Source organism: Pseudomonas sp. FGI182 (assembly GCF_000511325.1).
Classification (GTDB): Bacteria; Pseudomonadota; Gammaproteobacteria; order Pseudomonadales; family Pseudomonadaceae; genus Aquipseudomonas; species Aquipseudomonas putida_Z.
On record NZ_CP007012.1, the window covers coordinates 861977 to 876217 of the forward strand.

At 63.5% G+C, this 14241-nt stretch carries 10 protein-coding genes and 1 pseudogene; 8 read left to right on the top strand and 3 right to left on the bottom strand.

Features of this window, described 5'->3' with window-relative positions; genetic code table 11:
- Positions 1–338 precede the first annotated feature (338 nt).
- From C163_RS03900 to C163_RS03930, 5 genes are all read left to right on the top strand, one after another.
- Entirely contained in the window at positions 339–3056 is a 2718-nt protein-coding gene (locus C163_RS03900) for a LuxR C-terminal-related transcriptional regulator (RefSeq protein ID WP_025337709.1), read from the top strand.
- A 158-nt stretch (positions 3057–3214) separates the two neighbouring features.
- Positions 3215–4822: a response regulator gene (locus C163_RS03905; RefSeq protein ID WP_025337710.1), complete on the top strand. Its 1608-nt coding sequence runs from the start codon at positions 3215–3217 to the stop codon at positions 4820–4822.
- Entirely contained in the window at positions 4819–5511 is a 693-nt protein-coding gene (locus C163_RS03910) for a sensor histidine kinase KdpD (protein ID WP_025337711.1), read from the top strand. Before C163_RS03905 ends, C163_RS03910 begins: the two co-directional genes overlap by 4 nt.
- Positions 5512–6855: 1344 nt before the next feature.
- Positions 6856–7500 (top strand): MBL fold metallo-hydrolase, encoded by a 645-nt coding sequence (locus tag C163_RS03925; protein ID WP_025337714.1) that lies wholly within the window; start codon positions 6856–6858, stop codon positions 7498–7500.
- Positions 7501–7608: 108 nt separating this feature from the next.
- Entirely contained in the window at positions 7609–8328 is a 720-nt protein-coding gene (locus C163_RS03930; RefSeq protein ID WP_013970946.1) for an OmpA family protein, read from the top strand.
- 142 nt (positions 8329–8470) lie between these two features.
- Here the strand turns inward: C163_RS03930 and pta are convergent, their stop codons facing one another.
- Together pta and C163_RS03940 are read right to left on the bottom strand one after the other, a co-directional pair.
- Complete coding sequence (gene pta / locus C163_RS03935; RefSeq protein ID WP_025337715.1) at positions 8471–10558, bottom strand: phosphate acetyltransferase; 2088 nt, start codon at positions 10556–10558, stop codon at positions 8471–8473.
- Between the two features lie 31 nt (positions 10559–10589).
- Complete coding sequence (locus C163_RS03940) at positions 10590–10892, bottom strand: DUF3565 domain-containing protein (protein WP_015268965.1); 303 nt, start codon at positions 10890–10892, stop codon at positions 10590–10592.
- Here C163_RS03940 and C163_RS03945 point away from each other — a divergent pair.
- A complete protein-coding gene (locus C163_RS03945; protein ID WP_003259610.1) occupies positions 10891–11376 on the top strand; it encodes a peptidylprolyl isomerase in 486 nt (161 codons plus the stop codon). The genes C163_RS03940 and C163_RS03945 overlap by 2 nt on opposite strands.
- A 144-nt stretch (positions 11377–11520) precedes the next feature.
- Positions 11521–12003 (top strand): glutathione peroxidase, encoded by a 483-nt coding sequence (locus C163_RS03950; protein ID WP_025337716.1) that lies wholly within the window; start codon positions 11521–11523, stop codon positions 12001–12003.
- Between the two features lie 131 nt (positions 12004–12134).
- Here C163_RS03950 and C163_RS03955 read toward each other — a convergent pair whose 3' ends face one another.
- Positions 12135–13325, bottom strand: coding sequence for a glycosyltransferase family 1 protein (locus C163_RS03955; protein ID WP_025337717.1), 1191 nt, complete (start codon positions 13323–13325; stop codon positions 12135–12137).
- Positions 13326–13627: 302 nt separating this feature from the next.
- Between C163_RS03955 and C163_RS27635 the strand changes: the two are divergent.
- A pseudogene (locus C163_RS27635) lies at positions 13628–14227 on the top strand (PAS domain-containing protein); the annotation flags it as partial.
- Between the last annotated feature and the right edge of the window lie 14 nt (positions 14228–14241).

Genomic DNA, 14241 nt, shown 5'->3' on the forward strand with positions numbered 1-14241 from the left:
TTCGTGTTATCCCCAGAGCGCCCCGGCTAGCCCGGGGCGTTTGCATTTCCTGTTCCGGCCCCTTCGCGGGCGCGCCCGCTCCCACAAGTACTATGCAAGTCCTGAAGACTGTGGTGATCCTGTGGGAGCGGGCATGCCCGCGAAGAGGCCGGAACAGGCAATAAACCTGCTGAATACCTCCTCAAACCCCCGCCCCAGCCCCTGTCCATCAGCCATGTTGCTTTTTGTCGCAGTCTTTTCCAGGGGAATTGCGCCCATCATCTTCAAATGCGCAGCGTTACCCGCTAGTCTCGCAAGCATCCATACCGCCGTAGTCTTCCAACCAGAACGAGCCGGCCATGACAGATCTGTCCCGTACGCATGGATTCGCCAGCCAGGCCCTGGGCCTGCTGGACGGGCGTTTCTTCCGGCCGCCCTTGCCGGACGGCCATGTGCCGCGCTTGCGCCTGTGCCAGCGGCTGCAAGCCGGCCTCGGCGGGCGGCTGTTGCTGGTCAATGCTCCGGCGGGTTTCGGCAAAAGCTCCCTGGCCATCGAATTTTGCGAAGCGCTGCCCGAGCACTGGCGTAGCCTGTGGCTGGGCCTGAGCCAACGGGATGCCGACCCTGGCCGCTTCCTCGAACGCCTGCTCGAAGGCCTGCAGCAGTACTGCCCGGCGCTGGGCGGCCAGGCCATGGGCCTGCTGAAAATGCGCCAGCGCCACCAGCCGTTCGCCTTCGAGGAATGGCTCGACGGCCTGCTCGACGAGCTGGCGCTGTACCTGCAAGCCGATACGCCCTTGTTGCTGGTGCTGGACGACTATCACCTGGCCCAGGGGCCGGTGCTCGACCGCTGCCTGCAGTTCTTCCTCAATCACCTGCCCCCCGGCCTGGTGCTGCTGGTCACCAGCCGCCAGCGCCCGGACTGGCACCTGGCGCGCCTGCGCCTGTCGCGGCAATTGGTCGAGCTCAACGAACAGGACTTGCGCCTTACCGCCGAAGAGTCGCTGGCGGTGATCGGTCGCCAACCCACCGGGCTGCGTGGCCAGGCCCTGGACAACCTGATCCAGCGCAGCGACGGTTGGGTGGCCGGGTTGCGTTTCTGGCAACTGGCGGCCAGCGAGTCCGCTGACGAGCAGGCCTTGCCCCAGGCCTTGCATGGTGGTGAGGGCCTGATCCGCGACTATCTGCTGGAAGAAGTCATCGACATGCTGCCCGCCGATGTGCAGGCCTTCCTGTACGAAACGGCCTGCCAGGAGCGTTTCTGCGCCCCGTTGTGCGATGCCGTGCGCGGCCGCCACGACAGCGCCGCGATCCTGCGCTTCTTGCAGGCGCACCAAGTGTTCCTGGTGCCGCTGGACGAGCATGGCCACTGGTTCCGCTATCACCACCTGTTCTCCGACCTGCTGCGCAGCCGCCAGGCCAGCGAGCCGCTGGCCGGCCTGCAGTTGCGTGCCTGCCGCTGGTTCGAAAGCCAGGGCCTGCTGGACGAAGCGGTGGAGCAGGCGCTGCGGGCCGGTCACCTTGATGTCGCCGCCGATCTGGTGCAGAGCCTGTCCGAGGAGCAACTGCTGGCCGAACAGAACGTCGGCATGTTGCTGCGCTGGAAGATGGACCTGCCCGACAGCCTGCTGATCAGCACGCCGCGGCTGATCGTGCTGTACAGCTGGGCGTTGGGCCTGGCGTGCCAGCTGGACGCGGCCGAAGAGCTGGCGGGTTATCTCAGCCGCTTCCTGCCCGCGCCTTCGGCGACCGCGCAAAAGTCAATGCTGGCCCAGTGGCTGGCGCTGAGTGGTGTGATCGCCCGTGGCCGTGGCGACCGCGAGCGCACCCTGGCCTATTGCGGCGAAGCGCTGCAGAGCCTGCCGAGCAAGCGTTATGGCCAACGCCTGGTGTGCCTGTCGACGCTGTCCAACCTGGCGATTGCCGATGGCGATTTCTGGCGGGCCCGCGGCTGGAACCGTGAGGCCCTGGAGCTGGCCCAGCGCGTTGGCAACCCATTGTTCGAGGCCCTGGCCCATTACGACCGGGCGCGGGTGCTGCATGCCCGTGGCGAGGTGTTGCGCGCACTGGACGAAGTGCGCGAGGGGCTGCAACGCCTGCAAGGGCTGTCGGCACAGCGGCTGTATGCCGTGCGCGCCCGCCTGACGCTTTACGAAGGCTACCTGCTGGTATCGCGCCTGCAGCCGTCCCAGGGCCGTGCCCGCTTGCGTGCGGGGCTTGGCGAGGCGCGGGCCTGCCGCGATATCAGCGTACTCATCGGCCACTGCGTGATCGCTACGCTCGATGGCCGGGAAGGGCACTTTGCCGAGGCTTTTGCCGAACTGGCCGAGGCCGAGCGGCTGATGCACATCTGGGATGTGCCGCCGGTCTACTACCTGGCCATGATCACCTTGGTCAAATGCGAGTTGTGGCTGGCGCAGGGGCGCATCGACCTGGCCGAGTCCTGGCTGCTGCGCCTGGGCCAGACCTATGGCGGCGAGCAACCGGCGGCGGCCCCGGAGTTCCACCCGTTGCTGCCGTTGCACATCGCCTTGCAGCAGGCATCGCTCGAGCGTATCCAGTCGCATAGCGATGACGCGGCGCAACGCCTGGCCAGCCTGGTCGAGCGCGGCCAGGCCAGTGGCGGCATGATGCTCAGCGTCAGTGCCCTGTGCCAGTGGCTTGGCTTGTTGCTGGGCGAAGGCCGGGAAGAGCAGGCCGCCCAGTTGTTGCCACGGTTGCTGGAGGCAGCCCAAGGCGGCGTGCTGCAACCGTTCCAGCCTTTGCTGGAGCAGCACCCGCAGTGGCTTCTCGAACAGCTGCAGGCAGTTGCCGCCTGCTCGGTGCAGGGCGAACTGCTCAAGCGCCTGCCACCGCTGCCGAGCGTCAGCACCGGCAGCGGCGAAGCCCTGAGTAGCCGCGAGCTGGCCGTGCTCGAGCTGATTGCCCAAGGCTGTTCCAACCAGCAGATCAGCGAGCGGCTGTTCATTTCCCTGCACACGGTGAAAACCCACGCCAGCCATATCAACAGCAAGCTGGGGGTGGAGCGGCGTACCCAGGCGGTGGCCAAGGCCAAGTCCCTGGGAATGCTGGCGTGAAATAGCCCTGCAGGGCCTTGCTCGCTAAAGCGATGGCGCCAGGCCATCGTTCGTGGCCGCCAACGCTCTACCCTCATCTTTCCCGACCAGCTGCCGATACAGCTATCGGTGGCATCGCCTCGCGCGATTTTTCAATCATTCCAAGGCAGGTCGTGTTGATGCTGCAGTACGGGCAAAAGAGCTTTCTGATCGTCGACGACTTTACCGACTTTCGCACGTCGACCCGTTCCATGCTGCGCGAGCTGGGCGTACGTGACGTGGACACCGCCGACAGCGGCGAGCAGGCGCTGCGCATGTGCGCGCAAAAGCGCTATGACGTCATCCTGCAGGACTTCCACCTGGGTGACGGCAAGAAGAACGGCCAGCAGGTGCTCGAAGACCTGATCCTCGACAAGCACATCAGCCATGAGTGCATATTCATCATGGTTACGGCCGAGAGCAGCCAGGCCATTGTCCTCAGCGCCATCGAGCACGAGCCTGATGCCTACCTGACCAAACCGTTCAACCGGGTTGGCCTGGCCCAGCGTGTGGAGAAGCTGTACCAGCGCAAGACCCTGCTCAAGCCGATCCTGCAGGCCCTGGACCGCAATCGCCCGGCCGAAGTGCTGGCGGCCTGCGCCGAGCTGTGCAAGCGCGACCCACGCCTGGCCCCGCTGTGCCTGCGCTATCGGGCTGATGCCTTGCGCAACCTCAACCGTTTCGAGGAGCTGGAGAAGTTCCTCAAGGCCATCCTGGCCAGCCGCCCGCAGCCGTGGGTGTACTCGGCGTTGGGCAGCCTGATGCACAAGCGCGGCCAGAATGCCCAGGCCCAGGGCGTGTACGAGCAGGCGCTCAAGGCCTTCCCGATCATGCCAGGCCTGTACGATGGCATGGCCGAGGTGCTGGTGGCCCAAGGCGAAACCAGGCGTGCGCAGAACATGCTTGAAGAAGCCGTGCGCCTGTCGCCGCTGTCGGTGCGCCGGCAGTCGACGCTGGGCAAGCTGGCGTTGGAAAACGAAGACTTCGAGAGTGCCTCGAAAGCGTTCCGCCATGCGGTGAACCAGGGCCAGAGCTCACGCTACAAGGACCCCGAGAACAACCTGGGCCTGGTGCAGGCGCTGATGAGCAGGAATGCCGGCTTTGGCCTGGATGCGCGCACCCGGGTCGAGATCAACAGCACGCTCAGCGAAGTAGCCAAGGAAAACCCCGAGGACCAGGGCCTGCAGGTGCGTGCCCGCATGATGAAGGCCGCCAGCCTGCAGCAGGCCGGCGACCCTGAAACGGCTGCCAAGCTGACCGAACAGGCGATCCAGCGCCTGGACAAGATGAACCAGTTCTTCTCGGTCGATTCGGCCCTGACCGTTGCCGCGCAGTTGCAGGCCATGGGGCAGGAAGCCGCCGCCATCGGCGTGCTGAGGAGCTGTGTGGAAAGTTATGGCGACGACCCCAAGGTCATGGAGAGGGTCGGCAAGCTGACGGACGACCCCAGCGTGCTCAACGCCATTACCGAAGCGGTCACCCTCAATCGCCAGGGTGTGCGCAGTTACCAGGGGGGGCAGCTCGGCGAGGCGTTGCAGCTGTTCCGCAAGGCGCTGGGTTTGCAGCCGAAGAACATCAGCATCGCCCTCAACACTGCCCAGGCGCTGCTGCGCATCGGCGGAGACAGCCCTCAGCCCGCGATCATGCAGGAGTGCCGCGACGCCCTGACCAGCGTGGCCGGCATCCCCGCCAGCGACAACCGCTACGACCGCTACCGCAAACTGCACATCCGAGTGTTCGGCGCATGAATCAAGACAACCAGGGGCTGGATTTTTCCACGGTGATCGCCTCCACCGTGCACGACCTGAAGAATTCCCTGTCGGCGTTGATCCAGTCCCACAACCAGTGGATGCAGCGCTTGCCCGAGGAACTGCGCGGTGGTGCCGAGCAGGGGGTGATGGAGCATGAATTTCGCCATCTCAACGGCATGCTGGTGCAGTTGCTGGGGTTGTACAAACTGGGCGTGAACCAGTTGCCGGTGTGCCCGGACTACCACGAACTGGACGATTTCATCGAAGCCCAGCTGGCTGCGCACGAGGAAGTGCTCAAGCACAAGGACATCCTTGCCACCTGGCGCATCGACACCGACAACCCGCTGGGCTTCTTCGACCGCGAGCTGGTGGCCTCGGTAATCGCCAACGTGATCACCAACGCCACCCGCTTTGCCGCGCATGCCTTGTTGATCACCATCGAAGAGGCAGACAACCAGCTGGCCATCTGCGTCAACGATGACGGCCCGGGTTATCCACAGCGCATGCTCGAACGCCAGGAAGAATTCATCCAGGGTATCGACTCGACCAGCGGCAGTACCGGCCTGGGCCTGTATTTTGCGGCGCGGATCGCGGCACTGCATGAAAGCGGCGGGGTGCGCGGGCGGATCGAGATCTCCAATGGCGGGGCGCTTGGGGGTGGGTTGTTCAGGTTGTTCTTGCCTTGAGAGAAGCTTGCAGAGCACGGCCCGTATTGACACATCAAGCAACGCTTCCTGCTAGTACAGCGGCGACGCTTCGTCGTGAGTTGTAGGAGCAATCTGATCTAAACCAAAAGGGCTTTTGAGCTCTTTTTCATCGGCGTTCACGCTGGTAATTATTCGGTTTTCGATGACTACCAGCAGAGCGGTTATGAAGAGATTTACCCAGAAGTTGAACCACTGCTCACCGATTGAAGACTTCCGAGCGACTGAGCATCAGAAGAATGCGGGCTTCGGCGCAAACCGTTATGACCTGGTGTCGCTCCTCGGTCAATGCGACTTCAATGCCCCGCAACCGAAAGACATGCGGGTGTGGGACCGCATGCAACCAGTAGGTCGTGAGTTCTAAATGGACGGAGGCTCCATTTCGAATGCGGGGCTTGCATGAGAAGGCGAATCAGCAAACTCCGATACCAAATATTTCGATCCCAAGCCAGAACCCTCACTCATGAAATGCTGTGTCGGCAGCCAGAACTACTGAGCCGAGATGTCGAGCTGGATCAAGTCCGGATAGAGCCCATAACGCACGAGGCCGTCAGTGCTAGCCTGGAATGGCTGACAAGTGGGTGTATGTTTCCTTGGGAGGAAATTGTCGACTGGAAGGATAGCGATCCCAAAGGGTTCGATCTTGCCATCTGGTTCGGAAGCGAGCTCTGTGGTCTCTGCTATGCAAGCCCTAGAAAGAGTCGCTTATGTATCAAGGTCATTCTGCTCCAAGGTAATCCCAGCAGGTGGCATCCACTCCGGGGAGAGATCGCTGGTTTGGCGCTGACATCGATAGACTTCTACGCTCGCATGTTGGGTTGTCAAGAGATTGAAATACAAGACCCTATTGAGGGCGCAATGTCAGTTTATGAGGCGCTTGGCTTCACCTGGACCGCCGAGGGTCGGCTTGTGATCCAGGTTGATCCCTAATAACATCGATTGCGTCGATCAAGCTTTTGGAGGTAACCATGCGATCCAAAACGAGACAGGTAGAGTTGCTTGCCATTGCAAAATTCGAGGCTGAAGCCAGACGTCTTGCTGGTCGAGTCTCCAGTAACCAGCTCCGGTTCCTGCAGGTCGCGAAGGCGAAGGGGGCAGAGCTTGAGCCCGCAGGCCCTCTGGCAGGAATCCCGTCCTGAACGACAGCACGTCAGGCCCTGCGATATGCGCCTTGCTGCACACTCGTATTAGTCTGAAAACCGGCCTATTGGCCGGTTTTTCGTTTGCCTCAGGGGGCAGCTTGTAATCCCGGCGACCTGCCTGCGCTTGATTGAATAAATAGACTCGACGCTTTTAGCACGCTGCGCTTTCCTCATGAGAACGTCAATGACCCAACCCTCGTCTTCACTCATCCGCGAAACCTTCCCCGTAGGCCCCCTGCAGTGCAACTGCACCCTGATCGGCGACCCGCTTACCAAAAAGGCCATCGTCGTCGACCCGGGCGGTGACCCGGACAAGATCCTTGCTCGCCTGCTGGCCCACGGGCTGACGCTTGTGAGCATCATCCACACTCACGCTCACTTCGATCACTTCCTTGCCTCGGGCAAGCTCAAGGAACTGACCGGCGCAACGCTGCACCTGCACAAGGACGACCAGGCGCTGTGGGACAACCTGGAAATGCAGTGCCAGATGTTCGGCGTGCCCTACACTCCGGTACCTGCGCCAGACCGCTGGCTGGGGGATGACGAGGAGCTGGCCTGCGGTTGTGGCGTGGCCCTGCATACGCCAGGCCACACGCCGGGCTCGATGAGCTTCTGGTTTGCCGACGCCAAGCTGCTGATCGCCGGCGATACCCTGTTCCGCCGTGGCATTGGCCGTACCGATTTGTGGGGTGGCGACCAGCGGGCCATCGTCCGTTCGATCAAGGAGCGGCTGTACCGGCTGGACGAGGAGGCCATCGTGGTGACCGGCCACGGGCCTGATACCCGCCTGGGCGACGAAATGCGCGAAAACCCCTTCGTGCGTGCCTGATGGCACATGAAGGCACTTTCATGGAATTTTTTGTTGCCGATGCAATCCAAGGCTGGCATAGATCCCTTTATGATCTGCCGCATTCATGAATTCAGTAGGAGCTTGTCCATGTTCACCATGCGTCGTCTGATTATCGTCGCAACCGCCGCTGCCCTGATGACCGGCTGTGCCGGGCAGAACCCTTATGACAGCCAAGGGCAGGCGCAGGGCTCCACAGGGATGAGCAAGACCGCCAAGTACGGCGGCCTGGGCGCGCTGGCCGGTGCTATCGCCGGTGCCGCCATAGACCACAACAACCGTGGCAAGGGTGCACTGATCGGCGCCGCCGCCGTAGGTGCCGCCGCAGCCGGTTATGGCTACTACGCCGACAAGCAGGAAGCCGAGCTGCGCGCGCAGATGGCCAACACCGGCGTGGAAGTGCAGCGCCAGGGTGACCAGATCAAGCTGATCATGCCGGGCAACATCACCTTCGCTACCGACTCGGCCAACATCGCACCAAGCTTCTACTCGCCGCTGAACAACCTGGCCGGCTCGTTCAAGCAGTTCAACCAGAACACCATCGAAGTGGTCGGCTTCACCGACAGCACTGGCAGCCGCCAGCACAACATGGACCTGTCCCAGCGCCGTGCGCAGGCGGTCAGCACCTACCTGACCTCGCAGGGTGTGGATGCCTCGCGTATCACCGTACGTGGCATGGGCCCGGACCAGCCGATCGCCAGCAACGCCGACGCCAATGGTCGCGCGCAGAACCGCCGGGTGGAAGTGAACCTGAAGCCGATTCCGGGTCAGCAGTATGACCAGCAAGGTCAGGTTCAGCAGTATCCCTGATTGACCGCCGGGGCCGCTTTGCGGCCCTTCGCGGGCTTGCCCGCTCCCACAGGTTTAGCGCGAGGCTCAGAAAATGCGCGGTTTCTGTGGGAGCGGGCGAGCCCGCGAACACCGGCGAAGCCGGTGCCATGCTTCGCCGGTATCAGCCCACCACGCTGGCCTGAATCGCTGTCAGGGCAATGGTATGCACGATATCGTCAACCTGAGCCCCGCGCGGCAAGTCGTTCACCGGCTTGCGCAACCCTTGCAGCATCGGCCCCAGGCTGACCCCGTCGGTGCTGCGTTGCACCGCCTTGTGGGTCGTGTTGCCGGTATTCAGGTCAGGGAACACGAATACCGTCGCCCGCCCGGCTACCGGGCTGCCCGGCGCCAGCTCCCGTGCAATCGCCGGGTTGGCCGCCGCGTCATACTGCAACGGCCCGTCGATCAGCAGCTCCTGCGCCGCGCCCTGTGCCAGGCGGGTCGCTTCGCGCACTTTCTCGACTTCCTCGTCGCTGGCCGAATCGCTTGAATAACTGATCATCGCCACCCGCGGCGCGATGCCGAAGGCCTGCGCCGATTCGGCACTCTGCCGGGCGATCTCGGCCAGTTCGACAGCACTTGGGTGCGGGTTCATCACGCAGTCGCCGTACACCAGCACCTGCTCGGGGAACAGCATGAAGAACACCGACGACACCAGGCTCGAACCCGGTGCGGTCTTGATCAGCTGCAGGGCCGGGCGGATGGTGTTGGCGGTGGAATGCACCAGGCCCGAGACCAGGCCATCCACTTCGTCCAGGGCCAGCATCATGGTACCGATCACCACCGGGTCTTCCAGTTGCTGCTCGGCCATTGGGGCATTGAGGTTCTTGCTCTTGCGCAGCTCGACCATCGGCTCCACATAGCGCCCGCGAATCACCTCGGGGTCGAGGATTTCCAGGCCCGGCGGCAAGGTGATGCCCTGGGCGCGCGCCACGGCATCGACATCCTCGGGCTTGGCCAGCAGCACGCAGCGGGCAATGCCGCGGGCCTGGCAGATGGCCGCAGCCTGCACCAGCAGCGGCTCGGCGCCTTCCGGCAGGACGATGCGCTTGTTGGCCTGTTGCGCCCGCTGGATCAGCTGGTAGCGGAACACTGCCGGCGACAGGCGCAGTTCGCGCGGGGTACCGCAACGCTGGTGCAGCCAGGCGGCGTCGAGGTGGCTGGCGACGAAGTCGGTGATGAATTCGGCGCGCTCGCGGTCGTCTACCGGGATTTCGCGGTTAAGCGAGTTGAGCTGGTTGGCGGTGTCGTACGAGCCGGTACTGACCGACAGGATCGGCAGGCCGGCCTGCAGGGCGCCGCGGCACAAGCCCAGGATGCGTGGGTCTGGCTTGCCGTCGCTGGTCAGCAGCAGGCCGGCCAGCGGTACGCCGTTGATCGCCGCCAGGCTGACGGCGAGGATGATGTCGTCGCGGTCGCCCGGGGTCACCACCAGGGTACCCGAGGTAAGCAACGGTACCGTGTTGGCCACGGTGCGCGCGCAGATGATGATCTTGCTCATGCGCCGCTGCTCGTAGTCACCGGCATTGAGCACCTGGGCACCGAGCAGGTCGGCCACGTCACGGGTGCGCGGGGCGTTCAGTTCGGGCTGGTAGGGGATGCAGCCCAGCAGGCGGAAGTCGTCGCCGCGCAGCAGCGGCGAGTGTTCACGCAGGCGGGTGGAAAAGTCCGCCATGCTTTCGTCGGTGCGCACCTTGTTGAGGATTACCCCGAGCACCTTCGGGTCGCGCGGGCCGCCGAACAGCTGGGCCTGCAGTTCGACCCGGCCGGACAACTCGCTGAGCACTTCGTTTTCCGGTGCAGATACCAGTATCACCTCGGCATCCAGGCTCTTGGCCAGGTGCAGGTTGACCCGCGCCGCATAGCTGGCGTGGCGCGTGGGCACCATGCCTTCGACCACCACCACGTCGTTGCCGATGCAGGCTTGCTGGTACAGGCGGATGATTTCTTCGAGCAATTCGTCCAGCTGGCCATCGCCGAGCATGCGCTCGACGTGGGCCAGGCTCAGCGGCACCGGGGGCTTGATGCCGTGGGTGCGGGCGACCAGCTCGGTGGAGCGTTCGGGGCCGGTGTCACCCGGGTGGGGCTGGGCGATCGGCTTGAAGAAGCCGACCTTCAGCCCGGCGCGCTCCAGGGTGCGCACCAGGCCCAGGCTGATGGAGGTCAGGCCGACACCGAAATCGGTCGGCGCAATGAAAAATGTCTGCATGCGTGCTTCTCGAAATAAGCGGTGCAAGAAATTAACGGCCAAGGGTAGCGCTATCGGCCCCTTGTGCGCACCAGCCGCAAGCGAAAGGCTGGCCGATGCGTTGCGCGCGCTGGGCCGGGTCGAGCACCCAGGGGCGTGCCTGCCACGGCGGTTGGTGGCGCAGGTGCTGGGTGTGGCCGCAGGACAGTTCGGCCACCCAGTGGCCCTCTTCGTCCTGGTGGAAGCCGGTGATCCGACTGATGGGCCGTTGCTCGTCCGCAGTGCGTTCGCAATCGGGCGATGGCTTGGTTACACTTGTCCGCTCTACATACTTTTGCAAAAGGTCTTGCCCCATGCTGATCGCCGCCAACAAGGCTGTCTCCATCGACTATACCCTGACCAACGACGCCGGGGAGACCATCGACAGCTCCGCCGGCGGTGCACCGCTGGTTTACCTGCACGGTGCCGGCAACATCATCCCGGGCCTGGAAAAAGCCCTGGAAGGCAAGCAGGCCGGTGACGAGCTGAACGTTTCCATCGAGCCGGAAGATGCCTACGGCGAGTACCTGGCCGAGCTGGTCAGCACCCTGAACCGCAGCCTGTTCGAAGGTGTCGACGAGCTGGAAGTGGGCATGCAGTTCCACGCTTCGGCGCCGGATGGCCAGATGCAGATCGTCACCATCCGCGACATCGACGGCGACGACGTGACTGTCGACGGCAACCACCCGCTGGCCGGCCAGCGCCTGACCTTCCAGGTCAAGGTAGTCAACGTGCGTGATGCCAGCGACGAAGAAATCGCTCACCGCCACATCCACGGTGAAGGTGGCCATCACCACTGATTTTCTGCGCTAAGCTCAGAAAGTCGCCAGGCGCTCGGGCAAGCCGATTTGCCTTCCTACGGGAGGTGGACGGTTTGGACGAGCGCCTTTTTAGTGGGCGGAATTCACCTGCGCGGCAACCGGGAACCTGAGAGGGGATTCATCATGAGTGCATTTCACGACCTGAAACTGGACGCGTTGAACGGCGGGGAGCTGCCCCTCGCACCGTTCAAGGGCCAAGTGGTGCTGGTGGTCAACGTTGCCTCCAAGTGTGGTCTCACGCCGCAATACAAGGCCCTGGAGAACCTCTACCAGGTTTACAAGGACAAGGGCTTCAACGTGCTTGGCCTGCCGTGCAACCAGTTTGCCGGCCAGGAGCCTGGCAGCGAAAAGGAAATCCAGGAGTTTTGCAGCCTCAACTACGGGGTGAGCTTCCCGCTGGGTGGCAAGCTGGAGGTCAACGGGCCGCAGCGCCACTCGCTGTACCGCCTGCTGGCGGGTGAGGGGGCGGAGTTCCCGGGGGACATTACCTGGAACTTCGAGAAGTTCCTGGTAGGCAAGGACGGGCGGGTACTGGCGCGTTTTTCGCCGCGCACGGCACCGGATGATCCAGCGGTGGTACAGGCTATCGAGAAAGCCTTGGCCTGAAGCGCCAGACGCGGTTTCTCTGTAGGAGCGGCCTTGTGTCGCGATCGGGCCGCATAGCGGCCCCCGGATATCAGCATTGTCGCACCTATCGAGGGGCTGCTCTGCAGCCCGATCGCGACACAAGGCCGCTCCTACACAGATCGCGTAGCACCCAGCCTCGAAGCTGGTGAAGTCGCAGCCTGGTTCCGGGCTGCATGCAGATACCCCTCGAACTGCTCGACAATCGCCGGCCAGCCCTGGCGGCTGGCATGCTTTCGCGCATTCAGGCGCACCCGCCGTAACGTCTCTTCTTCCTCCAGCAACCAGCAGGCTGCATCGATGAAAGCCGCCTGATCCCCCGGCATGGCCAGCGCACCGCTATGGCCATGGCGAATATGCTGCGCGGCGGCCGCCTCGTCATAGGCGACCACCGCCAACCCCGAGGCCATGGCTTCGAGCACCACATTGCCAAAGGTTTCGGTCAGGCTCGGAAACAGGAACAGGTCACCGCTGGCATAGTGTTCGGCCAGCACCTCGCCACGCTGGGCGCCGCAGAACACGGCATCCGGTACCTGCTGTTCGAGGGCGGCACGCTGCGGGCCGTCACCCACCATGATCAGGCGCAGGCGTTTGTGTGGATAAGTTTTCTGCAGGGCCTCCAGGCTTGGCCGCAGCAAACCCAGGTTCTTTTCCGCCGCCAGCCGCCCGACATGCAGCACGGCGATGTCGTCCGGGCCGAGCCCCCAGCTTTCCCGTAATGCGGGGCTGCGCCGGGCCGGGTTGAACAGGCAGGCATCGACCCCCCGGGCCAGTAGCTCCAGGCGTTCGAAACCGCGGCGTTCAAGCTCCAGGCGCTGACTGAGGCTGGGAACCAGGGTGGTCGCCGTGCGCCGATGGAACCAGCGCAGGTAGTTGGTGAGCAGGCGCGTCAGCAGGCCCAGCCCGTACTGGCCGGAATACTGCGGGAAGTTGGTGTGGAAGCCGCTGACCACCGCTACCCCCAGGCGCCGGGCCGCGCGCAGTGCGCTGAGCCCAAGCGGCCCCTCGGTGGCGATGTACAGCACATCCGGGCGCTGCCGGCGCCAGCGGCGCAACAGCTTGTGCATCGACACTTCGCCCCATTGCAAGCCCGGGTAACCAGGCAGGGGCCAGCCACGGCACAGCATCACGTTCGGGTCGTTGTGCAGTGGTGCTTCACCGGCCTGGCGCGGGCGCACCACTTCGATCTCATGGCCGCGTTGGCGCAACCCTTCGCTGAGCCGGCCAAGGGTATTGGCCACGCCGTTGATCTCGGGTGGGAAGGTTTCGCTGACCAGGGTAATGCGTAGGGCGGGTGTATTCATGACAAAAAGTGTCCGCCTGCTGGATTGCGCCAATGTGACTGCCATGTGACGTACAGATGACGCCTGATCGCCGACGCTTTTCGCCTTGTGAATTTTTCCTTGCAAGGGTGCTCAAGAGGGGGCACCGGCAGCCGATGAAGATGCATTCGACGATGCGCTCCAGGAGAGCGGTGATGTTCAACAACAAGCTCAAGCAAGAAATCCGGCAGTTGCGCGAAGACCTGATGTCCATCGAACAGGTCAAGAGTAGCCTCGACAGCGAGATGCTGGTACTGCAACTCGACCCCCAGGGGCGGATCGAGATGGTCAACGGCAACTTCGAGAGCGAGATGCTCTACCGTGCCGAACAATTGCTTGGGCGCAACATCGAGGACATCGTCCCCGCCCATGTGAAGACGCTGGATTTCTACCAGCGCATGAAAGGCGCGATCAGCCGCGGTGAACACCTGAACGGTGCATTCCGCCTGCTGCGCGGCAATGGCCAGGAGGCCTGGTTACGGTCGATCCTGCAGCCGGTCAAGAACAGCGAGGGGCGCATCAAGTATTTCACGCTGCACTCCAGCGACCTTACCCGCACCATCGAGACCTCCCGCGAGCACGAAAGCCTGATCAAGGCGCTGATGCGTTCCACCGCCGTGATCGAGTTCGATCTCGATGGCACCGTGCTCACCGCCAACGAACGCTTCCTGGCCACCGTCGGTTACCGCCTGGAGCAGATCCGTGGCAAGCATCACCGCATGTTCTGCGAGCCGGAGGAGGCCAACTCGGCCGGCTATCAGGCGTTCTGGGACAAGCTGCGCCGTGGCGAGTACGTTGCCGACCGCTTCAAACGTATCGATGCCCATGGCCGGGTGGTCTGGCTGGAGGCTTCGTACAACCCCATCTTCGATGCCCATGACGTGCTGTACAAGGTGGT